Below are 24,628 nucleotides of genomic sequence, written 5' to 3'. Positions count from 1 at the left end.
ACGGTGGTGTGAGAGGTCGCTGGATAAAATAATTATTCAGCTCCTACTCGATTATAATGACCACAAAGGCACAATGCCGCGATGCGGCACACAAAGGAGAACACGAAAATATAAAATAGAACCCTTTGTGTCCTTCGTGTCTTTGTGGTTCGATTCGTTTTATAGGTTTTAAAGAATGCGTTGGTATTCGGCTACATGACAAATAGATTTTCTTACTATTTTTATTCTTTATCTAGTTTCACAATATTGTATTATTTTTGCAATAGTATGTAATTTAATTCACTTGAGCTCTATACAAACCTATGAGAAGAGAGTTATAATTGTTAGTAGGATTAACACATACTAAAAGCAAAAGAATGTACAAACTTTAGGAGGATGATGTCAGGATGAAAATTACAGTTGTTGGTGCTGGTAATGTAGGCGCAACCTGCGCAAATGTAATTGCACAAAGAGAATTAGCAAGCGAATTGGTATTATTGGATATCAAGGAAGGGGTTTCCGAAGGTAAATCATTGGATATGATGCAAACTGCAACCTTGCTTGGTTTTGATACTAGGGTTACTGGTAGTACCAGTGACTATAGTAAAACTGCAGATTCCGATGTAGTTGTAATCACTTCTGGTATTCCTCGCAAACCTGGTATGACGCGTGAAGATTTGATCGGCACCAATGCAGGTATTGTTAAAGGTGTAGTTGATAATATTTTAAAATATTCCCCTAAGGCTATCTTTGTAATCATTAGTAATCCAATGGATACAATGACATATCTTGCATTAAAAGCAAGCGGTCTGCCTAAAAATCGTATCATTGGTATGGGCGGTATTTTGGATAGCTCTCGCTTCAAGTGTTATTTGAGCCAAGCTCTTAAAGTTCCTGCTACTGACATTCATGGTGTAGTAATTGGTGGTCATGGCGATACTACAATGATTCCTTTAACTCGTTTTGCTACATATATGGGTATTCCTGCTGCTGAATTATTAGATGCAGCAACATTAGAAAAAGTAGCTGCTGATACGATGGTTGGCGGTGCTACATTAACAGGTTTATTAGGTACTTCTGCTTGGTATGCTCCTGGCGCTGCAGGTGCTTTACTAGTAGAAGCAATCGTTCGCGATGAGAAGAAAGTATATCCATGCTGCGTGGCTTTAGACGGCGAATATGGACAAAAAGATATCTGCTTAGGCGTTCCAGTTGTAATCGGCAAAAATGGTTGGGAAAAAGTTGTTGATTATAAATTAAATGCAGAAGAACAAGAAAAATTCAATAAGAGCGCTGACGCTGTTCGTAAAATGAATGCAGTATTAGTGGATCTGAAAGTAGTATAATAAAAAAAATAGAAGACAAGCATACAAAAATTACCCTCTCTGCAAATTTCAGCAATGAAATAAGCAGAGGGGGTATTTTCTGTTTTAGCAATTGAAATGAAGCAGATTTAAAATAGAAGGATTCTATGTACTGTCAGCCGAAAAGATAAAAAGCCGCTTTATTTTTACAAGAAGGAAGTGTAATGATGCAACAAATGCATACAATACTAGAAACAGATTGGGGTTACATGAACGCTGTCTGGACAGATATAGGACTGTGGCAGCTTGATTTTCCTTTAAAAACAAAACCTCAAGAACCAGAGGGTACTGCCACGGCAGATGTTGATTTATGGTCAGAGCAATTGAGAAAAGAGCTAAACATGTATTGGCGTGGGTTTGTTGTTCATTTTGGTGTACCCATTGATTGGCGTGGTTATACTTCTTTTCAAAAATCTGTGCTTACTTATACGGCAGCTATTCCCTATGGTCAAACCATTTCCTATGGAACATTAGCCAAAGAAATAGACAATCCAAAGGCTGTGCGGGCGGTAGGGGGAGCGTTACATATCAATCGTGTACCAATTGTAATACCCTGTCACCGAGTGATCGGCGCTAATGGCAGCCTGACAGGATTTGGCGGGGGAGTTGAATTAAAACAAGCTCTGCTATTGTTGGAAAGCGGTATTGCTGAATCATAACGTCTCATTGTACCAATCAGGGGGTTAAGAAGTCTTGATAAACAATGAAAGACTTGATTAGATGAAAAAAATATTGTCAATAATTTGTCCTACGGTATATAATAAAAGGCAGTGTTATTTAATGAGTTATAGATGATGAGGAGGGTCAAGGCGTGTGCGGTTTTCTGCTGCGTATGATTTTAAATGGTGTATTATTGTTTTTGCTTACCATAAAATTACCTGGGATCTTCGTTGATACCTTAGGCGGTGCATTGCTGGGGGCTGTTGTTATTGGATTAGCCAATAGTGCTGTAAGACCCTTGCTTGCGTTGAAAACGAAACCTTTAAATTGGTTCACTTTAGGTGGATTGACTTTTTTTATGAATATATTGACTCCTATGTTAGTAATAAAAACCTTACCAGGTTATCAAATTTACAGCATGGCTGCACCTGTGACAGGTGTATGTTTAATGACCCTTTGCAGTTGTACTTTATCGAAAGTAATCAAGGACCGATAACGAGATAGCGGAGGTTATTGCATGGCAATTAAATTAGTGGCAGTAGATATGGATGATACATTGTTGGATGGAACTCTAAAAGTTTCACCGCGCACTTGTGAAGTGATTCAGAAGGCTCATGAACAAGGGGTTCTTGTAACAATCGCTACAGGCAGAATGTTCAGCTCGGCAATGCCTTTTGCCCAAGAACTTAATATACGGACACCGATTATCACTTATAATGGTGGTATGATTCGGTCTGCTTTTACCAAGGAAATGTTATTCCATAAGACCATTTCTCCAGAAGTAGCTGGCAAAATTGTAGAGTTTTTTCATGAAAAGGGCTGGTATCTGCAATCACACATGAATGATGAATTATTTGTAGTAGAACGCAATGAAAAGGCGAAGCTTTATGAGTCGATAGCGGGTATTGCGGCAGTTCCTATTGGTGATACGTTTTATTCCATGCGGCACGAGCCTACTAAAATGCTGGCGATAGCTGAACCTCATGAAATACTTGAGATACAAAGAAAAATCAATAATGAGTTTGCTGGAGACATCTATGCGGCCTCTTCTAAATCGAATTATTTAGAAATGATGCACCCCAGTGTCAATAAAGGGCATGGTTTAGAATTACTAGCACAGAGCCTAAATATTACCCGTGAGGAAGTAATGGCAATTGGTGATTCGAATAATGATATTCCAATGCTTGAATATGCTGGTTTCGGTGTAGCTATGGGAAATGCAACTGATAAAATAAAAGCGGTTGCTCAAGCTGTTACTGGTCATCACAATGCCCACGGCGTAGCCGAGGCCATTGAAAAATATGTATTAAAGTAATAAAAAACTTCGTTCTTAGGAAAAATAAGAGCGAAGTTTTTTATTACTTGACAGCCAGAGCTACAGACGTTATTAAAGTATGATTTTGGTTACTATAATACTAAAAAGTATGTACTTGTAAAATAGTGATCGATACTATAGAATGAAGCCATGAATTGGTATAATTTTGAATCTTATTAGATTGATAATTTTATGAATAGATGAAAGGATGGTATATATGTTATTTACTCCTATTTCCTTTAAAAACCTGACATTAAAGAATCGGATTGTTATGCCGCCCATGTGTATGTACAGTGCGGCAGATGATGGTATGGTGACGGACTGGCATGTTATTCATTATGCCACAAGGGCCGTAGGGCAAGTGGGGCTGATTATTGTAGAAGCTACTGGTATTGAACCTCGTGGACGTATTTCCAATCAGGATTTAGGTATTTGGGATGATGCCCATATCCCAGGTCTTAAAAGAGTGGTTAATCAGGTTCATGCTCAAGGGGGGAAAATTGGGATTCAACTGGCTCATGCAGGCAGAAAGAGCGGCGTTGTTAATAGCACACCCGTAGCACCTTCCGCTATTGCTTTTAGCGAAGAATACGCCTTACCTAAAGCTTTGAGCTTACAGGAAATTAAAGAAGTCGTTCAAAAATTTGCCCAGGGAGCAAAGCGGGCAGTCGCTGCTGGCTTTGATATTCTTGAAATTCATGCAGCTCATGGGTATTTGATTAATGAATTTTTATCGCCGTTAACCAATACTCGTACTGATGAGTATGGAGGAAGCCTGGAAAAGAGAGTGCGTTTCTTAGAAGAGGTTCTGCTTGCCGTCAAACAGGTCATTCCGCGGGAAATGCCAATCACTGTTCGGGTATCGGCAGATGACTACCATCCAGAAGGAAACACACCGGAACTTGTGGCTGCTATGCTAAACCTGGTGAAGCATCATGGTATTGATGTGGTCAATGTAAGCTCTGGCGCTGTTATATCGGCAATGCCACGTGCCTATGCTGGATATCAGGTTGCCATGGCACTTACGATTAAAGAGAAAACGCAGCTGCCTGTATTGGCAGGAGGGCTCATTACAGAGCCTGCTCAAGTTCTACAAATGCTTAAGGCTGGTATCGACTTGGTATACACAGGCAGAGAATTGCTGCGAAATCCTTATTGGCCTTTGCAGGCCGCCCATGTGCTGCAGGAAGAAATACAATGGCCCGAAGCCTATGTGCGAGCCAAATAGTAAAATAGAAAAAATAGAGATTATCGTAAAGATAGTCTCTATTTTTTATCCGCGAATTTTGCTACAAAATAATTTACATTTTGTAGCGATGAGTGTATGATAATATTGTTAACCTTTAATTAATAATTAGTTTACCGAATGAGGATATAAGGTTTTATGAACCACTGAAACACATGCCATTGATGTATAAATAGATGACGTAACCGCAGAGGCGCAGAGTGCGCTGAGCGAAGTTTGCAATAATCTATTTTTTCTCTGCATCTCTGCGGTTAAAAACGATACATTCGTTTTTTTATTTAAACAATACGTTAACCTGAAAATATTACTGGTTAACAAAAAGGGGGATTCCAGCATGTACTATAATACTCGAAGATTGACGGAGACTGCGCTGCTGACTACTTTGATTACCGTTTCTGGTGCGATTAAACTGCCTGGCTTCATTCCAGGTACAGAGTTTCAATTATCAGCTCCTTTGGCGGTGGCTATCTGTGGGGTTTTTGGCTTTACCAAGTACATAACGGCAGGTATATTATCGAGCCTCATTGGACTTATATTGGGTACCCAGAATTTGCTGAATGTGGGTATTGCCATGATTTTTCGCTTAGTCGTAGGCATTTGTGTGACTGCTTTAGGGACATCATGGCCTGTGTTAGTGGTGGCAGGACCCTTAGGATCCAGCGTGGCTCGTCTGGCTCTTGGAGGAATATTGGGTAAGGGAGCAATACCTCTTTTGCTGGCAGCAGTTCCAGGTATGATTTATACAGCACTGACTGCTTGGCCTCTTACTTTATTATTAAAGAAGGTGAAGCTGCAGACGGAGAAGGTGGTACAAAGTGTACAGCGTTAGAATGCGGGCGGCCCAGGGAGGACGGCATGAAGAGGGCGGGCGTCATATTTCTGGTGCAGAGCGGATCGTTCCTTATGATAAAGTGGAGCAGACAGCTGCTGGGATGCTGGAAAGAGCCTTCACTCACAGTCGGGGGCAGGCTGATTTTATTAATATTACGATAGAAACAGTACAGCCCAGTAGGATACAACAAGTACCTTTGCTGCCTGTTTATCCTTCTTCCTCCCTTACGGTAGAGGAAGGGCATAAGGCAGCAGAACATGCATTAGTCGCAGCAGGGGTAACTTCTAGTGGGGCAAAGCAAGGGATTCTAAGCTTGTTGTCTTTAGCTGACAGTATGCGCGGAGCCATGTTGTTATGTGCTGTTACGGGTCAGCGTCTTGATCATACAAAAGACAGAGGCATTCGGGTATCTCGTATGGATATTGAAAACGAAGATGCATTGATTGATAGATTGGTAAAGCAGGGGATTCACAATTTGCATGTACAAGAAGCGCTAGTGCTGGCAAGTAAAGTAGCTGCTGGTCCTGGTGTAGTAGCTGAACTTTGTTGGTCTGATGATCCTGAATATACAACGGGGTATGTTGCTTCTGCTAAGGGATACATTCGCATTCCCCATTGCAAACCCTTAGGAAATCCTGTGGGCGGGCGAATTTTTTTTGTAAATCCTACTGCGGATAGATCCCTTTTGGAGAATTATTTACAGCACCAGCCTGTGCTTGTAACACTATAAAGGACAAGGTACAATATGGAATTTTGTAAAACATATCTTTTAAAGGTTCAGGAACAGAATTTATACCGAAAGCCAGTGATCTATCGATTCTTAGATGCGGTTCACGTAGAGCTGGAAGGTAAAAGCTATTTATCATTATCGACGAATAATTATTTAGGATTAACCCATTCTTCTGCTATACAGCAGGCAGCTATAGATGCTATTTCTCAGTATGGCACAGGATCAGGAGGAGCCAGGCTGACAACGGGGAGCCATCCTCTGTATCAAAAGTTAGAACAAGGGCTGGCAGCCTTTAAGAAAACGGAAGCTGCTGTAGTTTTTAATACAGGTTATATGGCCAATGTAGGAGTGATTAGTGCTTTATCTGGTAAGGGAGATGTAATCTTTAGCGATGCACTTAATCATGCCAGCATCATTGATGGCTGCTGCTTGTCTAAAGCTCATAGGGTGGTATATCGTCATGGGGATATGGATGATTTGGCAGAGAAACTAAAAGATACGCCTTGCTCAGGCCGGCGTCTCATTGTTACTGACGGGGTATTCAGTATGGATGGTGATATTGCACCTCTGGATGATATTGTTGCCTTAGGAGAAACCTATGAGGCTATGATTATGGTGGATGATGCCCATGCAGTAGGGGTCTTGGGGCATGGGGGCTGCGGTACGGTGGATCATTTTGGCCTGCAGGAAAGGGTCGATATCCAAATGGGAACACTGAGCAAGTCCCTGGCATCAGAAGGTGGTTATGTAGCTGGCAGCCAAGCGCTAATTGCATACTTGATGAATAAAGCTCGCAGTTTTATTTTCTCTACCGCTTTATCTCCAGCGACAGTAGGGGCCGCTCATGGGGCATTGATGGAGTTGCAAAATCACCCAGAGCTGGTTGAGACTGTATTACAGAATGCTCAATATGTACGAGAGGCACTAACTTTTGCTGGCATACCTGTGGAAGGAAATATGACTCCTATACTGCCGATTATGGTAGGAGAAGCAGCCCTTGCGGTAAAGATGGTTGAGTTATTAAAAGAAGAAGGCTTACTCGTATCAGCCATTCGCCCGCCGACAGTACCCCATGGCAGCAGTCGATTGCGCCTGACAATATCCGCTGCCCATGACAGGAAAGAATTAGCCCAAGCGGTGGAAAGCATCATTGCAGTGAGTAGAAGGGTAAAGCTAATATAAGTGATGTTAACAAATGACTGAACTATGTTGTGAGGAGCAAATATAAGATTTTACGAACCACAAAGGTCACAATGCCACTGACGCGGCACACAAAGGAGTGCGCAAAAAATAAGTTATAAATAACCCCCTTTGTGACCTTTGCGTCTTTGTGGTTCAATTTCGTTTTTTATCCTATCTTTTCTCTGTGGTTCATTATGCTTTCTCCAGCTTATAGGTATTTATATTTTAAAATAGGACGAGGTGATAGTATGGCTGGTTTATTTATTACAGCAACGGATACAGAGGTTGGAAAGACTGTGATTACAGGAGCCATTGCCGCAGCGCTCAGAGGGCGGGGCTGTGATGTAGGCGTTATGAAGCCGGTGGCTTCCGGCGGCGTAGCGGATCGAATGGGAAACATTATGGCAGAAGATGCTGCTTTTTTGATGCAGGCAGCAGGTATTGATTCAGAGGAAAGCCGATTGGTGAACCCTGTATGTTTGGCTCCTGCCCTAACCCCTGCCGTAGCAGCTGCCATTAGTGGCGTAACAATCAATATACAGGATTTTATTACCTCCTTTCAGCAGTTAACTCAGCTTCATAACCCCGTTATTGTAGAAGGTGTAGGAGGGATCGTTGCTCCATTATGGAAGAAATACACAGTGGCTGATTTGATGGCTGAATTAGCACTGCCTGTTATTGTGGTTGTCAGGCCTAACCTTGGAACCATAAATCATACGGTATTGACAGTCGAATATGGACGCAGCCGTGGGTTAGATATAGCAGGAATCATAATAAATGGCTGGAAGCAGGATCATGCGGGTATTTTAGAAACCTCTAATGAAGAGTATATAAAAGAAATGACGGGATTACCTATTTTGGGTAAGTTCCCTTATGCTCCTGGGATCAGTGTGCCCAAGGGCAAAACCGCAGGTTTAGCACAGTTAGCGGAAGAACATTTACAGATGGATGCAATTATCGAAGTGATAAGGGGGAGGAAAGAGTTATGAGCAGTATAGAAGAAAAGGATAAAGAATTTATCTGGCATCCTTTTACGCAAATGCAGGAATGGGTGGCACAGCCTCAGATGGTGATTGAAGCAGCGGAAGGTATCAAGCTCATTGATGATCAGGGCAATAGCTATTATGATGGTGTATCTTCTTTATGGGTCAATCTTCATGGGCATCGTCATCCTGTCATTGATCAGGCGATTATTGAGCAATTGGGGAAAGTCGCTCATACTACCATGTTAGGCTTGGTGAATGTGCCAGCAGCCCAGCTCGCCGAAGAATTAATGGCAGTTGTACCCCAGGGGTTAAAAAAGCTGTTTTACTCTGATGATGGTTCTACAGCTGTAGAGATTGGGATTAAAATGGCATTTCAATATTGGCAGCTAAAAGGTAAGCCTAAAAAACAAAAGTTTATTACCTTAGCCAATGCTTATCATGGTGATACAGTTGGTACTGTTAGCGTGGGAGGTATTGATTTATTTCATCGCATTTTTTCGGCACTCTTATTTGAAACCATCCAGGCTCCAGCTCCCTGCTGCTACCATTGCAAATTATCCTCAGGGGCAAAGCTGTGCGGTATGGCCTGTAGCAAGGAAGTTGAGAAAATCCTGGAAGAAGGACATGAGGAAATTGCTGCCATTATTGTGGAGCCTTTGGTTCAGGCAGCAGCAGGTATGTTGACTCAGCCCCCTGGCTATTTGAAGCGGCTGCGAGAGATAACCAAGAAATATAATGTATTGCTGTTGGTGGATGAAGTCGCGACAGGTTTTGGACGTACTGGCAAAATGTTTGCTTGTGATCATGAAGAGGTGTCCCCTGATTTTATGATGGTAGCAAAAGGTATCACAGGGGGATATTTACCCTTGGCAGCTACTTTTATGACAGATGAAATTTATAATACCTTCTTAGGAGATTATGCACAGCAGCGAACTTTTTACCACGGACATTCCTATACAGGAAATCCGTTATGCTGTGCCGCGGGGCTGGCTAATTTAAAAATATTTCGAGACGAGAACGTGTTAGAGAATCTTCAAGGGAAAATAGAAGCAGCTCGCAATAAACTAGCTGGCTTTACTTTGAAACATGTAGGGGATATCCGTCAGCGGGGTTTGATTATTGGCATCGAGCTCGTGGAAAATCCCCAAGAAAAGATTCCCTTTCCTTGGGAAATGGCGGTTGGGGCTAAGGTTTGCAAAAAGGCCCGTGAACATGGTTTAATCATTCGCCCCATTGGCAGCGTAGTAGTGTTTATGCCGCCTTTGGCAAGTACAATCACCGAAATTGAGCATATGCTGGATATCATTTACCTGTCCATAAAAGAAGTTACGGAAGATGAACAGCTGCAATATGGTGCCAGAGATGTAGCTGCAGTTATGATATAAGAGTTTTCATAAAAAAAATGCTGATGCGTCCTTTAAAATATATAAAACAATTCGAACCACAAAGACGCAAAGGACACAAAGGGTCTTATTTATATTTTTCGTGTACTCCTTTGTGTGCCGCCGCAGCGGCATTGTGTTTTTGTGGTTCATAATTTCTTATATTTTTTTCACTTGCAAAATTTATAAAATCTAGTAATAAAGAAAGAGTGCATAAATTAGATGCGCTCTTTTGCTTTTTTAGCGGATTTGCCATATAATTGAAAGATAATATAGGTAATAAGGAGGGCGAGAGTATGAAAATTGTCGCTGATTTACATATTCATACGGTAGCAAGCGGTCATGCCTATAGTACGATATTGGAAAATGTGACTGCAGCAGCAGAAAAAGGTCTTGAAATGATTGCAATTACGGATCACGGTCCAGATATGGCAGGAGGCCCTCATGCCTATCACTTTGGCAATTTAAAAGCAGTACCAGCTGAATTATTTGGTGTTCGTATTCTAAAAGGGGTAGAGGCGAATGTGATTGATCATGAGGGGAATTTAGATTTGGCAGAAGACCGGCTCGCCAGCCTTGATATTGTATTAGCTGGCTTGCATACAGTTTGTTCCCCAAACGGCTCTGTGGCCGAAAACACACAGATGATGGTTAATGCCATGAAAAATTCTTGGGTGGATGCGATTGTTCATCCAGGTAACCCTGAATATTTGGTGGATGCTGAGACGATTGTAAAAGCGGCTGTAGAATATGATGTAGCTTTAGAGATTAATAATAGTTCTCTTAAGGTATCTCGCGTGGGCAGTAGACCTTATTGTGAAAATATTGCTGCCTTGGCGAAACAGTATGGGGCGAAAATTATCCTGGGGACGGATAGTCATTTTGCCTTGGCCATAGGAGATTTCAGTAAGGCCATTGAAATATTGGATAAATATAAAATTTCCCCTGATTTAGTGATCAATACATCGATTGAAAATGTGCTGCGTCATTTAAATCGTCGTTCCAATCGAAAAAGCAGCGTGAATTAGTGACTTGGAGGTGTAGAATATGGACGATGTTCGTTTGGTGATTATCACGGGCATGTCAGGTGCAGGTAAGACTCAGGTGGTGAGAACCATGGAAGATCTGGGATATTTTTGTGTGGATAATTTGCCTCCTATGCTGATTCCTAAATTTGCCGAACTTTGCACCCAATCGGCAGGGCGGGTCAATAAAGTCGGTTTAGTAGTGGATATTCGTGGGCGAGAGTTTTTTGATACCCTGATACAAGCTTTAGAAGATTTAGAAAAGCAGGGCTATCGTTATGAAATGCTTTTCTTAGAAGCTTCTGATGAAACCCTAATCCGGCGTTATAAGGAAACCAGGCGTCGGCACCCTATGGCACCCCATGGCCGTATTATAGAGGGGATTAGCCGTGAACGAGAAAAAATTGACCACGTAAGAGGACGAGCTACGCAAATTATAGATACATCGGAATTAAGCACTGCCAAGCTCAGGGAAAAAATCACTGGGCTCTTTACCAGTGAACATGAACAGCAGCGTATGAATATTACCGTTGTCTCTTTTGGATTTAAATATGGCATTCCTTTAGATGCAGATATGGTTTTTGATGTACGCTTTTTGCCCAATCCTTTTTATGTCGAGTCTTTGCGCCGCAAAAGCGGAGCGGTAGCGGAAGTGGGCGAATATATTTGGAAATGGCCGATTACACAGCAGTTTATGGAACAGGTTTCCGGTTTTGTAGACTTTTTAGTGCCTAATTACATCAAAGAAGGAAAAAGTCAGCTTATCATTGCTATTGGTTGCACTGGCGGCATGCATCGCTCTGTATTTGTCGCTGGTAAAATCTACGAAGGTTTAAAGAACAAAGGCTATAAAGTAAATGTAGATCATCGGGATATTAAGCACAATGTTTTAGAAGCACCTGTTGAGGGGTAACATAGTATAGATGAAGATACATTGCTGAAAAAGCGACGAGTAGTAGTGGTGAGATAGAAATTGAGGTGTAATATATATGCACTTTTTAAAGTGGATGTACCCAGGCATTAAGGTGAAACGGTGGCTGTTATTATTTTCTATGGGTGTTATCATAGCCAGTATGGGGCTTGCCATCGTATTCAATTATAAATATGTAGGTAATTTTGAAGAGACGATTTTCAGAATGGTGTACCTGACGACGGGCAGGTATTATTATGCGGTTACGACCATTGTGGGGATCTTTATTATTGCAGGTGGCTTGGTCTTGATGACGCTGGCCACCAAGCAGATTATTGCTTCGGTGATCAGTGTACTCATTCCCGACGGGTCTGAACGATTGATCGAGCTCATTTTTCAGAAACGTAAACTCAATCGGGGACCAGCAGTGACGGTTATTGGCGGTGGAACAGGCTTATCCGTACTGTTAAGAGGTATTAAGAGTGTAACCAGTAATATCACAGCGATCGTTACGGTTGCTGATGATGGCGGTTCTTCTGGGCGAATACGGCAGGATTTGGGCATGATTCCTCCAGGAGATTTGCGAAACTGTTTGGTGGCATTAGCAGATACCGAGCCACTGATGGAAAAACTTTTTCAGCACCGATTTGGCGGTACAGGGGGACTGGCGGGACACAATTTTGGCAACTTATTCATCGCTGCGATGACAGAAGTACTAGGAGATGTAGAGCAGGCTTTAAAGGAATCCAGTAAGGTTTTGGCGGTACGGGGTCGAGTATTGCCGGCATCGACCCAAACAGTACGGTTATGGGCTAAAATGACGGATGGCAGTATCGTGGAAGGCGAGTCGCAGATTCCTCTTGTCAATAAACGGATTGAAAGAGTGTATTTGCAGCCGGAAGAAACCATGCCCGTGGAAAGCTCTCTGGAAGCCATACGAGATGCAGACGCCATCATTTTAGGACCTGGCAGCTTATATACCAGTATTCTTCCTAATCTGTTGGTGCGGGGAGTGGCCGAAACATTGCGAAAAAGCCAGGCTGTCAAAATCTATATCTGCAATGTAATGACTCAGCCCGGAGAAACAGATGGCTATAGCGCATCAGAGCATGTGCAGGCGATTTTAGACCATGTAGGTCCTGGAGTTATTGATTATGTTGTGATCAATAATCAAAATGTAGCAGAAGAATTGCAGCAAAAGTATGCGGATCAAGGGGCCTATCCTGTAAAAAACGATGCAGAGAAAGTGGAAGCAATGGGGATCAAAGTGACCCAGGCAGATGTAATTAATGAGACGAATTTAGTGCGCCATGATCCTCTTAAATTGTCTCGAACCATTGTTTCCATGATCTATAAGCTTAAGACCAACTCGGAGCGTATGCGATTATTGGATTATTATTTAATTGCGGAAAGTATCAAGGATCTTAAGAAAACGGAGCGCTGAGTTTTGCGGCGTTAAGGCAAAGCAGCTTTACGGGGGTGAAGTAGATTGGCTTCTTATTCTGCTGAAGTAAGAAATGAATTGGCTCGGATCGTAGAGGAGCAAGAGTGCTGCAATATGGCAGAGTTGGCCTCTCTGATTCGTATGGGCGGTACCATGTTAATTGGCGGCAATAGTAATCTCGGGATTAATTTTACTACGGAGAATGCTGCTGTAGCACGTAAAGCTCTCACCTTGATTAAAAGTGGCTTTCATTTAAAAACAGAAGTTGTTGTTACCCGTGGTCGTCGTTTAAAGAAAAACAATTCCTATTTGATCAAAGTAGTGCCATCACCAGTGGTTACAGAGTTGTTAGCAGCTTTAGGGATTATGCGGGGCGAAAATTTGAATGTAAGCAGTGATAGCGGTATTTTGCGAAAATCCTGCTGTCGCCGTTCCTATTTACGAGGTGCTTTTTTAGGCGGTGGCTCTGTAAACAAGCCAGAAGGGGATTATCATCTGGAATTGGTTACAGGTAATTTAGACTTTGCAAAAGCACTCGTACGTTTGATGAAGTTTTTTTCCTTGCCTGTTGGAATGACAGAGCGTAAAAATGATTATATTGTTTACTTAAAAGATGGTGATGCCATTATTGATTTCCTGCGGCTGATTGGTGCTCATAATGCTCTTTTGACCTTTGAAAATGTTCGCGTAGTAAAGGGCATGCGTAATCAAGTCAATCGGCTGGTAAATTGTGAAACGGCTAACCTTCAGAAAACGGTGAATGCAGCGGTACGCCAAGTAAAATGTATTGAACTCATTGCCCGGCAAAAAGGGCTTGATAAACTGCCCCCGTCTCTACTTATCGTTGCTAAGTTGCGACTCGCCCACCCAGAAGCTACCTTGCAGGAACTGGTAGATGCTATGGATGGCAGGGTAGGGAAATCGGGAATGAACCACCGGCTGCGAAAAATAGAACAGATTGCTATGGAGTTGGAACATGAATAAATTTTTGGCATTTGGTGTCCTTGTTATGGTAGCGATTTTAGGCTGGCTGTTTTGGCCCACGAATGCTGTACCGATCTTAGCTTACCATCAGGTGGGTGAAGTGGATGAGGAGATTTACAGTGTGACTGCCGGTCAGTTTGAAGAACAAATGAAATACCTAAAGGAAAATGGATACCATGCTATTTCTCTAGAAGACTTATTTAATTCTTTTACTGGAAAGACAGTCTTACCTGAAAAGCCTATTGTGATTACCTTTGATGATGGATATGCAGACAATTATCTGACTGCACTGCCGATTATGGAACAGTACGGCATGTCAGCCACGGTCTTTGTTGTACCAAGCTTAATTGGTACAACAGACTATTTATCCTGGCAGCAGGTAATTGGCATGCAGGAAAGGCACACGGAACTTGGCTCCCACACCATGTCCCATGTGGGGATGAATGAAATTAATGCTGCAGAACAGCAGCGGGAAGCGGCGGAATCAAAAGTGGCTTTGGAAAGACAGATTGGTACCCCCATTCAATTTTTTGCCTATCCCTATGGGCAGTTTTCGAAAGGTACGCAACAAATATTAAAAGAAACGGGATACCGAGGTGCTTGCTCCGGCCTTGCTGGATTAAATGATGCAAATACCGATTCCTATGCATTAAAGCGTATTAATATGCCTCAGCCCAAATATGGCTTGTGGGAGTTTCGCTTGCGCCTCTTTAGAGCCCATTTGTACAGTAAATTAGGATTATAAAAAATGAGTCAGAACCATAATTGTTATGGTTCTGACTTATTTTTTTTACCAAATATGGAATACTAGCATGGTAACTGGAAGATAAGTGGGAGGATAATATGAACGAACAGGATGTAATCGTCCAGCAGACAACATATAGAAAAAGGTTTTTTCAGGTACTACATATCGTTACGTCTATGAAGGTTGCAATGGCATTGCTTATGCTATTGGCTGGGGCAGCGATGATAGGGACTGCCATTTCACCTCAGAGATATGATATCTATCATAGTATGGGCTTTCGTTTATTGTTAACCTTGATTTGCGGCAGCACTTTTATTTGCAGCATGAAGCAGCTTGCTGCTTTATGCCTTTCAAATAAATGGCGCCATTTGGCTCCTTGGGGGACATTCGCAGTGCACACGGCTATTGTCCTCATTGTTTTAGGAGCGTTATATGGGAATGTCTATGGATTTAGCGAGGAAATCAATCTTCCTGTTGGGAAAGATTATGAAATGAATCAGGAAAAATACAGGGGTATTGGTGAGCCGTTTACATTACATCTAGAGAATTTTGAAACCCAATATTATGCCGATGGAACAGTCTCAGATTGGATCAGTCACATTCGTATTGAACATAGTGGACAGAATGGATTTACTCAAGAGGTGAAAGTCAATCATCCTTTGATCTACCAAGGGGTAAGCATTTACCAATCTTCTTTTGGGATGGCAATACAAACCCAGTATTTAGATGCTGCTGGTAAGGTGCTGCAGGAAGCCAGCTTGAGTGAGGGACGAGGGATGGTGCTTGAGGGAGATATGATGATTCTGCCAGTGCGGTATGTCGGGGGATTGACTCCTCAAATTATGTACATTGTCTATAAAGGTGGGCGAGAATATGATTGGGGAGCGGCACCTTTAGGCAGCAGCAGATTCATCGGTCCCCAAATGGGAATGGTGAAGTTTATAGAGGCACAGCCTTTTTCGGGGCTGCTCATTAAACGGGACCCTGGAATACCCCTAGTGTGGTTTGGGTTTCTTCTGCTTGCCTTTGGCTTTTTTGCCAGTCTCTATAAAAAACAGTTTTGGCGAGTAATCAAAAAGGATAGGTGAAATCATGTGGGTGCTTTGGAAAAAGAGTTTTTTAATTCTGCTTTTGTTAGTTACTTCTTAGCAAGTTGCTTTAATATTGGACATCTCATTTGGCTGAAGGAAAAGTTTGGGCGCTGGGCGATTGCTTTGACGGTGATTGGCTTTGTAGTGAATACATTAGCGCTGACTTCCCGTACCTTGCAGGCTGGGCGCATCCCCTTCGCTAATATGTATGAATTTGGTATGGCTTTTGTCTGGGGGCTGATTTTTTTCTATTTGTACATTGCTTATCGTTACAAGAATTACTCTCTGGGTGCCTTTGTATTGCCGGTAGCCTTTGTTTTGACAGGCATATTTTCCAGCTTTTATCAAGAGGTTCGTCCTCTCATGCCTGCTCTTAAAAGCAATTGGTTGCTTATCCATGTCATCACAGCGGTTATTGCCTATGGAGCACTGGCGATTTCTTTCGCGTTGGCAATTATGTATTTGTGGCGGCAGCGTATGGAAGAAACGGGTGAACAAGGAGCAGTGACAAGCCTGCTGCCGTCCTTAGCCATATTAGACACCTTAGTGAATCGATGTATTCACTTTGCTGTCCCTTTTCTAACCCTGCTCATTGTAACAGGAGCCGTTTGGGCAGAGTATGCCTGGGGATCGTACTGGCGGTGGGATCCTAAAGAAACATGGTCACTGATTACGTGGCTAATTTATGCGATGTATCTTCATGGTCGTGTGGCGTTAGGCTGGCGGGGTAAAAAGGCAATGAATTGGGCAGTAATTGGTTTCATTACGGTACTCTTTACTTTTATCGGCGTGAATGTATTATTGCCTGGTTTGCATAGTTATGCCTTGTAAAGTTTGAAATAGGAAGGAGTGGGGTGGTTGGATTTAGGAAAATTCTTGGAGCGTAGTTCACTTAAATTAATTTTGCTGGGTATTGTGGTTGCGGTGGTGGGAATGGCATTGTCCGGTGCTGGGTTTGTGTATTCCAGCGGTCCAGATTTTTGTGGCAGCTGCCACTCTATGAATCATGTATATTATACGTGGCAGGGATCAAATCATAAAACCGTAACTTGCAGTGACTGCCATGTTCCTCATGACAATATTCTTTCCATGATGTACGTAAAGGGAGAAAGCGGCATGCGGGATGTATATCATGAATTTTTGCGTGACTATCCTGATACCTTATATTTTACGCCGAAAGGCAAGAGGATTACGGAGGGAAATTGTCTGCGCTGCCATTTTTCTACTGTGGAAAACACAGCCATGGCAGCAGGTGGACAAAGCTGCATAAAATGTCATCGTGGTATCGTTCATGGTCAAAATAGGAGTCCAGGAGGGGTTAGCGTTGAATAGGGCGCAGAAATTTTTAGCCGTATTTTTAGGGATGATGATCGTTTTCTTTGGTGTTATTGTGGTTCGCGTATGGGCTGTTAAACCGCCGTCAACTATGAAATTATCACCTTTAGCTGCTGGCGAATATGATCCGGCTGTTTGGGGAAAAGCATATCCTTTGGAGTACGCCAGCTACCAAAAAAATTTAGAGATGGCAGTCTCACCAACGGGGTATGGAGGAAGCGTAAAAGTACAGAAAGCAGATATGCAGCCTGAAATTTACACTAATTTTAAAGGCAATCCCTTTAGTAAGGATTATACAGAAGACAGAGGACATCTGTATGCCATAGAAGATCTTAAGGAATCCAAGCGTATTGGACCTACTAGCAAAGGGGCATGCATTACCTGTAAAACACCCTATGTGGAACAATTTTATAAGGAATCGGGCTGGGGATTTGCCAATCAGCCTTTAACCGAGCTGCTTGATAAATCCAAGCACCCTGTCAGCTGCGCCAACTGTCATGATCCAGAGACTATGAATCTCAGGGTCATTAATCCTGCCTTCATTGAAGCAATGGGACGGCAAGGCATTGATGTAAATAAGGCGAGCCGGGAAGAAATGCGCAGCTATGTATGCGGACAATGTCATTCGGAATATTATTTTGAACCAGGTACATCACGGGTCGTATTTCCTTGGGATCAAGGGACTACACCTCAGCAAATGTATCAATATTATGCTGCAAAACCCAATGGATTTCAGCAGGATTTTATACACCCAGATTCGAAAACACCCATATTAAAAGCTCAGCATGCTGATTTCGAAGAATGGCAAAATGGTGTCCATGCCAAATTCGGCGTATCTTGCGCGGATTGCCATATGCCTTATATCCGTGAGAATGGACAGAAATATAGTTCCCATTGGATGACAAGCCCTTTAAAAAATTTGGATGCGTCTTGTATGCCTTGTCATCGAGATGGTACAGACCAACTGTATAATCAAGTAAAAGCTACCCAGGATAATGTTTGGCAGTTGCAGCATACTGCTGGATTGAACGTAGCTAAGGCCCATGAGATCATAGCCAAAGCCGGAAATATCACCAATGCCAATCAGACGCAGCTAACCAATGCACGGGAACTATTGCGTCAAGCTCAATGGTACTGGGATTATGTAGCGGCATCTAACAGTATGGGTTTTCACAACTCTGTGCAAGAACTGCATACTCTTGGGCAATCCATTGATTTATCTCATCGGGCAATCGATGCTGCAAATCAATCGGTAGGTGCAAATCAGCTGTAAAATGCACAATAAGACCCGTCAGATGATAAAATGTTACAAAAACTGACATAAGGGTCTTATTTTGTCATTTTACATAAGATTAAGGTATTGGTATAATGATGCTATGTCTTAACAAGGGGGTAGCATATTGAATTGGATTAAGTTTGGCATAGTGCCGCTGATTATGTTTGTAACGTTACATAGTACAGCATTAGCAGTTGATACCTATTCGACTGTTAAATTAGATGGTTTGACCTTGCCGGAATGGCCGGTTGTCGTATCACCTTATGGTGGAAAATTAGTACTATCTGATAGTCCTGAGATGGTGTCTAATGACGGAATTATGTATCAAGATACAGTAAGTGGTGACATTCGTCTGTTCTTTCATCATGTGAATGCAACAGAGGTACCTAAGAAGATAGTGGTATTATTAGAGAATTATGGAAAAGATACAGCTCATATCACGGTAGTACAGCATGGATTAGGTGGTCCAAGTCTTGATTATTTGCAAGTTGGTAAAGAGGTACAGCAGGAATATTTAGAAGGTGGTAATCTGTATCTTATAGAAGTTCCCTGCAAAGAATCAAGAAGTTTGATTTCGTCTCTGGATCACAGTATTGTAGAACCCAATATGCTGGTAAATGGCATGTATGACTTAAAAATTGATCATCCTGTTATCGTAAGGGTAATGATGATGCCTTTAGACGCTGATATTGCAGAATTTGCAGCAAAGGCAAAAGTATTGCCTGCTGATCCTGGTGAGCATCGTTTACGAGGAACTTTTGAAGGCAAAGATCGATTGATTGTTGGTAAACATACTTATGATGGCATGAAAAGTGGTAGCGTTGCTGTTACTCTGGCGGACAATCACCTTGATCAATACGTCAGAGGTATTGATGCTACGGATGGCACGCCAACGTTAAACTATGGAAATTATGGTATTGTATATAAAATATACCTGCCTTCCACTTCTGGTGATGAAATCTCTTACTATTTAAATCCTCGCGGAGGGGAATATGCAGGATGGCTAGGCTTAGAATATCGTCATCAGGATGTACATACGATCCCAACCCCTGCCGATATCATGTCTTTTGGTTCTAATAAAATCAGTGAAAGTGCTTATCTTGGCACCTATGAAAGCGGCAAGTCCCTATGGATGACATTCAGCCCCCCAGGAGCTTCAAATTTACCCATTAAATTAATACTTGAGCCTGAAAAAGTAAAATAATGATGAACCCCCTCCAAGATTCGTTGAGCATTCAGCAGTTCTTGGAGGGGGTTTATCTTGTGGGACGAGGGGACAGGTTCCTTGTCCCACAAAAATGCATGTCATTATCCCAAAAGACCATCCAGCTTGAACAGCACCCCAAAAGTTAGACACTATGGTAAAATAGTAATCTAACGAGAGGGGTGTTTTTTCATGACAAACTACAGCAGTGAATTTAAGCTCAAAACTGTAGAAGCTGTTTTGAATGATGGATGTACTACAACGAAAGCCTCGTCTATGTATGGAGTTAACAAAGCCGATGTGCAAAAGTGGGTAGCAGCCTATCAAGCACATGGATTTGCTGGTATAGAAAAGAAGCGAATAAGTTATTCCGGGGAATTTAAGCAAGCTGTTGTCGAGGATATGCGTGAAAATGGCTTATCCATGCGATAAACGGCTGCAAAATATAATCTTGGCAATCATACCATAGTTGGCAAATGGGAAAGAATTTATCTTGAAAAAGGTGCGCAAGGGCTTTATGTTGAGCGAAGGGGGCAGGGTGTCCGTATAAAAACAGAGCGCTCTCCAAAGCTTTCGAAACAAAAGGAAGAAGACTTAATCGCTGAAAACCAGCAGTTAAGAATGGAGGTTGAGTACCTAAAAAAATTGAATGCCTTAGTTCAAGAACAGGAAAAGTTAGAGAGAAATACAAAGCGCAAGTAATCTATGAGCTAAGGCATAAATTTAAAGTCATTGATCTCGTCAAAATAGCCACAATCGCCCGTAGTACCTACTACTATTATATAAAAGCCATGGCTAAGCCCAATAAATATGCTGAAATACAGGATCAGATTCACACTATCTTTCATGAAAATAAAGGTCGTTACGGTTATCGCAGAATAACAATGGAGCTACATAACCGAGGCTACGGCATTAATCATAAAACGGTGCAGCGATTGATGAAGGAGTTAGGATTATGTTGCGCTGTAAGGCTCAAAAAATATCGTTCTTACAAAGGCGAGATCGGTAAGATATCGCCGAATCTGCTTTGTAGAAACTTTAATGCGAGTAGGCCGAATAGGAAATGGGTAACCGATATCACGGAGTTTTCCCTGCTTGGTCAGAAGATCTATTTATCACCTATATTGGATTTATATAACGATGAAGTCATTAGCTACGCGATCTCTAAGAGTCCGAGATATTCACAAGTCTCAAACATGCTAGATCAAGCATTTGAGAAGATACCGGATCATACTAATCTCATTTTGCATTCGGATCAAGGCTGGCAATATCAGATGAAGGCATACCAACGGTCTTTAACAAAAAAGGGAATCCGTCAGAGTATGTCACGTAAAGGCAATTGCTTAGATAATGCTGTAATGGAAAACTTCTTTGGATTACTGAAAACCGAGTTGTTTTATCTTCAAAAATTTGATTCTATAGAGCAGTTTATTCAAGAGTTACACGATTATATGGATTACTATAACAACCGCCGTATTAAGGTCAATTTAAAAGGAATGAGTCCTGTTAAGTACAGAACTCATTCCCTAAAATCTGCTTAAATTAATTTTGTCTAACTTTTTGGGGTCAATTCAGCTAGGATGGTCTTTTGGGATTGACTTTATTTTAGACTTCAGTCTGTTGAGTAAGTGAAGCGCGCGAAACAAAAAACGATATTATCCGCGGTAAGGCTTGTAGGGATATCAGTGGTACTCATATTTGTAGTATTGTAAAAGAATCTATAAAACGAAAAATTCGTTTTATAGATTCTTTTTTACTTGAAATTAACATTACCGAACTGTCTGCGGGCATCTAATAACAATTCGGTTATTAAATTTAATTTTTCTTTAGTCGCTCGAAAATTAGGAACGCTAACGCTTAGGGCGGCAATTACATTGCCGTTGGACTCCAAAGGCACAGCATAGCAACATAGCCCCTTGGTAATTTCTTCGTATTCTTTAGCAATATGTTCTTTTCTAATTGTTAATAATTGATTATTTAAAATATCGAAATCCGTAATTGTATTTTCTGTATAAGGAATTAAGCCCTTTGGATATAATTTTTTTACTTCTTCAATGTCATAGTTGCTTATTAAAGCTTTTCCTAATGCGGTGCAATATGCGGGAAGTCGTTTTCCGACACGAGAGATAATACGAATATCCAAGCCTACTTCGGGTTCCTCTTTTAAGACGTATAAAACATTGTTTCCTTCTAAAACTCCCATTTGGCAGATTTCTTTAATTTCAGTAACGACATTTTTCATTATGGACTTAGCGAATTCAAGCATGTATTCATCTTGAGAATAAGAAGATCCAATACAAAAAGTGGAAATGCCTAGTTTATAACGAAAAGAATCCTTACCGAGTTGGATGTAATTCATATCAGTCATCGTTTGTAAGATAGGGAAAAGCGTGCTCTTAGGAACCGAGATAGCTTTAGATATTTCTGTAAGAGTTAATCCATCTGCATTAACAGATAAAAGATTTAATATATTTAATACTCGTTCTGTAGGTTTATGAGACATAAATACTCCTTATATAAATAAATTTTGCGTCATTACCATTTTATTGATTTTTAAAAAATTTGTCTACCTAAATATCAATTGTGATTTGCTCGCTAAACATAATCAGGGGTAATGAAAAGTTGAAACACTATTGCGAATAATGGCATAAGTGTGTTATTATCTAATTAATAATTCTTATAGACAAAATTGATTCGTATATAAGAATTATTAACATGCGCATGATTACTGTGATTCGATTTGAAATTTATGTATAAAAGGAGTGGGTAACAGAGAACGAAATCCCATCATGTAGATCGTAGTCTTTGAATGTAATGAAATTGTAAGGAGGGAACTGTTTATGTCAATGAAATCAATTTATGATGTAAAAGATGTATCTTTATATAACATTTACACTCATGCTGAGGGGCCAAAGGGAAAGTTGCCTTTTAGTGAAGAGTTCTTAAGAGAATCGCCAAGTGGACATATTTTTGGAATGACTCTAAATGCTGGTATGGGTTGGAATCCAGAAAGACTTAATGATGATGATGTACTTATTTTAAGTACTCAAGGGGGAATTCGTGGTGAAGACGGCAGCACTGTAGCTGTGGGGTTACATACAGGCCACTACGAATTAGGCTTGCAGATGCGTGCGGCCGCAGATGAATTGGCAAACCAGGGTGCCATACCGTATGCGGCATATGTTACGGATCCTTGTGACGGGAGAAGCCAAGGAACTACTGGTATGTTTGACTCATTGCCTTATCGCAATGATGCTGCAATAGTGTTTAGACGATTGGCGCGGTCTCTTCCAACAAGAAAAGCGGTAATGGGTATTGCTACTTGTGATAAGGGATTGCCAGCGATGATGATGGCATTGGCATCGATGCATGATTTGCCGACTGTTCTTGTGCCAGGAGGTGCAACGCTTCAACCTATAAAAGGTGAAGATGCTGGAACGGTTCAGACAATTGGTGTTCGATTTGCTAGTGATGAAATTTCTTTTGATGAAGCGGCAAGAGTGGGTTGCAGAGCTTGTGCATCTGCCGGTGGTGGGTGTCAATTTTTTGGAACGGCAGGGACCTCCCAAGTAATAGCGGAGTCACTGGGACTCGCAATTACACATTCGGCTTTAGCGCCTTCAGGGCAGCCTATTTGGGAAGAAATTGCAAGACAGTCTGCAAGAGCTGTGATGGAATTGAAGGAAAAAGGTATTAAAACAAGCGATATTATTACTGATAAGGCAATTGAAAATGCAATGGTTCTACATGCGGCATTTGGTGGATCGACAAATTTACTTCTTCATTTGCCAGCGATTGCTTTTGCAGCAAATTGCAAAGTGCCTACAGTAAATGATTGGGCCGCCGTTAATAAAAGGGTTCCTCGTTTAGTAAGTGTTATGCCAGTTGGTCCGGTTAACTATCCAACGGTAAGCGTCTTTTTAGCCGGTGGAGTTCCAGAGGTTATGCTTCGCTTAAGAGAACTTGGTTTGCTGCATGAAGATGTTATGACAGTTACAGGTGATACGTTAGGAGCTAACTTGGATTGGTGGGAAAGATCTGAAAGACGTAAAAAGTGTAGGGAACGTTTAGAAGCATTAGATGGAGTAAATCCTGACGATGTAATTATGAATCCTGCCAAAGCTAGAGAGAGGGGATTAAGATCTACTGTAACATTTCCTGTTGGAAACATTGCGCCGGAGGGATCTGTTGTTAAATCTGCAGCCATTGACCCAACGGTGATTGATGAAGATGGCGTATTCAGACACACTGGCAAGGCGAAAGTATTTACATCCGAAAAGTCAGCAATTAAGGCAATAAAAGATAAAAAAATACAAGCTGGCGATATTATGATTGTTATGGGTGGAGGTCCGAAGGGAACCGGTATGGAGGAAACTTACCAGTTGACTTCAGCATTGAAAAAATTACCTTTTGGCAAACATGTTTCTCTGATTACGGATGCTAGATTTTCTGGTGTTTCTACAGGGGCTTGCTTTGGACATGTAGGACCTGAAGCATTGGTTGGCGGGCCACTGGGTAAATTGCGAGATGGGGATTTGATAGAGATTATTGTTGATGGAAATCAGTTTGAAGGCTCACTTAATTTCATCGGAACAGAAGAAAATCGGCTTTCCTATAATGATGCCGCTGAAGTATTGAAAAAACGAGAGATACATCCAGGAGTGCAGCCAGATCTAGATTTGCCTGATGATACTAAATTGTGGGCGGAACTTCAGTCCATTAGTGGTGGAATATGGAAAGGCTGTGTCTATGATGTGGATAAAATCATCGAGGTTATTGAAGCTGGAAAAAAAGTTTTAGCAGATAAGAAAAGACTTGGCTTCTGAAAAGTACTCAGACGCCGGCAGAAACCTTAGTTGTTATTACTTGGAATCAAGAAAATATTATATTTTCTGATTCCGAGTAGATAATAAATCTGGTATAATTTAGGAGGTATAT

Annotated in this window: 22 protein-coding genes and 1 pseudogene; 22 read left to right on the top strand and 1 reads right to left on the bottom strand. The window is 41.5% G+C overall.

The window, feature by feature from the left end; translation table 11 throughout:
- Positions 1 to 386: 386 nt before the first annotated feature.
- The 21 genes and pseudogenes from mdh to LMF89_RS19685 all read left to right on the top strand — a co-directional run bounded on the left by mdh (position 387) and on the right by LMF89_RS19685 (position 21,231).
- A complete protein-coding gene (gene mdh, locus LMF89_RS19785) occupies positions 387 to 1,325 on the top strand; it encodes a malate dehydrogenase (RefSeq protein ID WP_229536575.1) in 939 nt (312 codons plus the stop codon).
- A 182-nt stretch (positions 1,326 to 1,507) separates the two neighbouring features.
- On the top strand, positions 1,508 to 2,002 hold the full coding sequence (locus LMF89_RS19780) for a methylated-DNA--[protein]-cysteine S-methyltransferase (protein ID WP_369412653.1): 495 nt from the start codon (positions 1,508 to 1,510) through the stop codon (positions 2,000 to 2,002).
- Between the two features lie 152 nt (positions 2,003 to 2,154).
- Positions 2,155 to 2,499, top strand: coding sequence for a phage holin family protein (locus tag LMF89_RS19775; RefSeq protein ID WP_007959261.1), 345 nt, complete (start codon positions 2,155 to 2,157; stop codon positions 2,497 to 2,499).
- Positions 2,500 to 2,520: 21 nt separating this feature from the next.
- A complete protein-coding gene (locus tag LMF89_RS19770; protein WP_229536574.1) occupies positions 2,521 to 3,318 on the top strand; it encodes a Cof-type HAD-IIB family hydrolase in 798 nt (265 codons plus the stop codon).
- A 217-nt stretch (positions 3,319 to 3,535) separates the two neighbouring features.
- On the top strand, positions 3,536 to 4,546 hold the full coding sequence (namA, locus tag LMF89_RS19765; RefSeq protein WP_229536573.1) for an NADPH dehydrogenase NamA: 1,011 nt from the start codon (positions 3,536 to 3,538) through the stop codon (positions 4,544 to 4,546).
- A gap of 352 nt (positions 4,547 to 4,898) precedes the next feature.
- On the top strand, positions 4,899 to 5,393 hold the full coding sequence (locus LMF89_RS19760; RefSeq protein WP_229536572.1) for a hypothetical protein: 495 nt from the start codon (positions 4,899 to 4,901) through the stop codon (positions 5,391 to 5,393).
- The gene (locus tag LMF89_RS19755; RefSeq protein ID WP_439651946.1) at positions 5,380 to 6,126 is read left to right on the top strand and encodes a 6-carboxyhexanoate--CoA ligase; all 747 of its coding nucleotides are present in this window, start codon (positions 5,380 to 5,382) and stop codon (positions 6,124 to 6,126) included. The genes LMF89_RS19760 and LMF89_RS19755 overlap by 14 nt, the downstream gene beginning before the upstream one ends.
- 15 nt (positions 6,127 to 6,141) lie before the next feature.
- Positions 6,142 to 7,308 (top strand): 8-amino-7-oxononanoate synthase, encoded by a 1,167-nt coding sequence (gene bioF / locus LMF89_RS19750; protein ID WP_229536571.1) that lies wholly within the window; start codon positions 6,142 to 6,144, stop codon positions 7,306 to 7,308.
- Positions 7,309 to 7,556: 248 nt separating this feature from the next.
- The gene (gene bioD, locus LMF89_RS19745; RefSeq protein WP_229536570.1) at positions 7,557 to 8,297 is read left to right on the top strand and encodes a dethiobiotin synthase; all 741 of its coding nucleotides are present in this window, start codon (positions 7,557 to 7,559) and stop codon (positions 8,295 to 8,297) included.
- Positions 8,294 to 9,679, top strand: a complete 1,386-nt coding sequence (gene bioA, locus LMF89_RS19740) for an adenosylmethionine--8-amino-7-oxononanoate transaminase (RefSeq protein ID WP_229536569.1) — start codon at positions 8,294 to 8,296, stop codon at positions 9,677 to 9,679. The genes bioD and bioA overlap by 4 nt, the downstream gene beginning before the upstream one ends.
- A 293-nt stretch (positions 9,680 to 9,972) precedes the next feature.
- Entirely contained in the window at positions 9,973 to 10,704 is a 732-nt protein-coding gene (locus LMF89_RS19735) for a phosphatase (RefSeq protein ID WP_229536568.1), read from the top strand.
- Between the two features lie 19 nt (positions 10,705 to 10,723).
- Entirely contained in the window at positions 10,724 to 11,614 is an 891-nt protein-coding gene (rapZ, locus tag LMF89_RS19730; RefSeq protein WP_007959270.1) for an RNase adapter RapZ, read from the top strand.
- Between the two features lie 76 nt (positions 11,615 to 11,690).
- Positions 11,691 to 13,055 (top strand): gluconeogenesis morphogenetic factor MgfK, encoded by a 1,365-nt coding sequence (gene mgfK / locus LMF89_RS19725; RefSeq protein ID WP_007959274.1) that lies wholly within the window; start codon positions 11,691 to 11,693, stop codon positions 13,053 to 13,055.
- A 45-nt stretch (positions 13,056 to 13,100) separates the two neighbouring features.
- Positions 13,101 to 14,039 (top strand): DNA-binding protein WhiA, encoded by a 939-nt coding sequence (gene whiA, locus LMF89_RS19720; protein ID WP_007959275.1) that lies wholly within the window; start codon positions 13,101 to 13,103, stop codon positions 14,037 to 14,039.
- Positions 14,032 to 14,784 carry a polysaccharide deacetylase family protein gene (locus tag LMF89_RS19715; protein ID WP_229536567.1) on the top strand — a complete coding sequence of 251 codons (753 nt, stop codon included), beginning with the start codon at positions 14,032 to 14,034 and terminating at the stop codon, positions 14,782 to 14,784. The genes whiA and LMF89_RS19715 overlap by 8 nt, the downstream gene beginning before the upstream one ends.
- 98 nt (positions 14,785 to 14,882) lie before the next feature.
- A complete protein-coding gene (locus LMF89_RS19710; protein ID WP_229536566.1) occupies positions 14,883 to 15,872 on the top strand; it encodes a cytochrome c biogenesis ResB family protein in 990 nt (329 codons plus the stop codon).
- A gap of 6 nt (positions 15,873 to 15,878) precedes the next feature.
- Positions 15,879 to 16,706 (top strand): c-type cytochrome biogenesis protein CcsB, encoded by an 828-nt coding sequence (gene ccsB / locus LMF89_RS19705; RefSeq protein ID WP_229536565.1) that lies wholly within the window; start codon positions 15,879 to 15,881, stop codon positions 16,704 to 16,706.
- A gap of 27 nt (positions 16,707 to 16,733) precedes the next feature.
- Entirely contained in the window at positions 16,734 to 17,207 is a 474-nt protein-coding gene (locus tag LMF89_RS19700) for a cytochrome c3 family protein (protein ID WP_229536564.1), read from the top strand.
- Entirely contained in the window at positions 17,200 to 18,483 is a 1,284-nt protein-coding gene (locus LMF89_RS19695) for an ammonia-forming cytochrome c nitrite reductase subunit c552 (RefSeq protein WP_229536563.1), read from the top strand. Before LMF89_RS19700 ends, LMF89_RS19695 begins: the two co-directional genes overlap by 8 nt.
- A gap of 127 nt (positions 18,484 to 18,610) precedes the next feature.
- Entirely contained in the window at positions 18,611 to 19,690 is a 1,080-nt protein-coding gene (locus LMF89_RS19690; protein ID WP_229536562.1) for a copper amine oxidase, read from the top strand.
- A gap of 192 nt (positions 19,691 to 19,882) precedes the next feature.
- Positions 19,883 to 21,231 (top strand): annotated as a pseudogene (locus LMF89_RS19685) (IS3 family transposase).
- A gap of 212 nt (positions 21,232 to 21,443) precedes the next feature.
- Here LMF89_RS19685 and LMF89_RS19680 read toward each other — a convergent pair.
- Positions 21,444 to 22,193, bottom strand: a complete 750-nt coding sequence (locus tag LMF89_RS19680) for an IclR family transcriptional regulator (RefSeq protein ID WP_229536561.1) — start codon at positions 22,191 to 22,193, stop codon at positions 21,444 to 21,446.
- Positions 22,194 to 22,530: 337 nt separating this feature from the next.
- Here LMF89_RS19680 and LMF89_RS19675 point away from each other — a divergent pair, with 337 nt between their 5' ends.
- The gene (locus LMF89_RS19675) at positions 22,531 to 24,516 is read left to right on the top strand and encodes a YjhG/YagF family D-xylonate dehydratase (protein ID WP_229536560.1); all 1,986 of its coding nucleotides are present in this window, start codon (positions 22,531 to 22,533) and stop codon (positions 24,514 to 24,516) included.
- The last annotated feature ends 112 nt before the right edge of the window (positions 24,517 to 24,628 follow it).

Origin of the sequence: Pelosinus baikalensis, from assembly GCF_020819555.1 — a bacterium.
Classification (GTDB): domain Bacteria; phylum Bacillota; class Negativicutes; order DSM-13327; family DSM-13327; genus Pelosinus; species Pelosinus baikalensis.
The sequence above is the reverse complement of the archived record's forward strand: the minus strand, read 5'-3'. Positions and strand labels throughout refer to the sequence as shown.